At 66.0% G+C, this 1,281-nt stretch carries 1 pseudogene; it reads left to right on the top strand.

Features of this window, described 5'->3' with window-relative positions:
- Positions 1-1,281 (top strand): annotated as a pseudogene (locus EN781_RS32690) (NAD-glutamate dehydrogenase domain-containing protein); the annotation flags it as partial.

The raw sequence follows: 1,281 nt of genomic DNA, 5'->3' as shown, positions 1-1,281 counted from the left end.
AGGCCGGCTTGCCGACTACCTTCTGGCTCGCGCGCCGGCGGAAGACGTCGCTGCCTATGAGGTCGCCGACCTCGAGCGCGCCGCCGACCTCACCGGCCGCGCCATCGCCAGGCACAAGAAGGGCGACTCGATCGTCGCCATCGACACCGAGTCCGGCGTGGCGCGCCAGGGCCGGCCGGTGACGGTGATCACCGTCGTCAACGACAACATGCCGTTCCTGTTCGATTCCATCCTCGGTGAGATCACCGAGACCGCCGGCGAGCCGTTGCTGGTCACCCATCCCGTCGTCGCCGTCAGGCACGGCAAGGGCGGCGTGGAGGAGATCCTCGGCGATGGCGGATACGCCAAGGACGACGGCAGCCACGACCGGCTGAGCGTCGTGCATGTCCACATCGGGCGCCTTTCCGCCGAACTGGCCGACGCGCTGGCCGGGCATTTGAAGAAGCTGCTGGTCCAGGTGCGCGCCGCCGTCACCGACTGGAAGCCGATGCTTGCCCGCCTCGACCAGGCGATCTCGGAATTCCGCTACGCGCCGGTGCCGCTCGACAAGGCGCATGTCACCGAGGCGATTGCCTTCCTCGAATGGCTGCGCGACGACAATTTCACCTTCCTCGGCATGCGCGAGTTCAAATACACCGGCGGCGAAAAGAGCGGCACGCTGGAGCGCGCCGACAAGCCAGGGCTCGGCATCCTCTCCGACCCGGATGTTCTGGTGCTGAGGCGTGGTACCGAAGCGGTGACGACGACGCCCGAAATCCGCGCCTTCCTGCATGGGCCGGAGCCACTGATCGTCACCAAGGCCAACGCCAAGTCTGCGGTGCACCGGCGCATCTATCTCGACTACATCGGCGTCAAGACCTACACCGCCAAGGGCACGCTTTCCGGCGAATTGCGCATCGTCGGCCTGTTCACCTCGACCGCCTACACGCGCTCGGTGATGAAGATCCCCTATCTGCGTTCCAAGGCCGAGACCATCATCGCCAAATCCGGCTTCAATCCGAACGACCATTCCGGCAAGGCGCTGATCAACGTGCTGGAAAGCTACCCGCGCGACGAGCTGTTCCAGGTCCCGGTGCCGATCTTGAGGAAGCATGCCGAGGCGATCCTCGGCCTGATCGAGCGGCCGCGCGTCAGGGCACTGGTGCGCGTCGACCAGTTCGACCGTTTCGTCTCGATCCTCGTCTTCGTGCCGCGCGACCGCTACGACAGCGTCGCGCGCGAGAAGATCGGCACCTACCTCAAGACCGTCTTCGCGGGCCGGCTGTCGGCCTACTATCCGGC

It is taken from the genome of Mesorhizobium sp. M4A.F.Ca.ET.090.04.2.1 (assembly GCF_003999085.1).
In the GTDB taxonomy this organism is placed as follows: domain Bacteria; phylum Pseudomonadota; class Alphaproteobacteria; order Rhizobiales; family Rhizobiaceae; genus Mesorhizobium.
The sequence above is the reverse complement of the archived record's forward strand: the minus strand, read 5'-3'. Positions and strand labels throughout refer to the sequence as shown.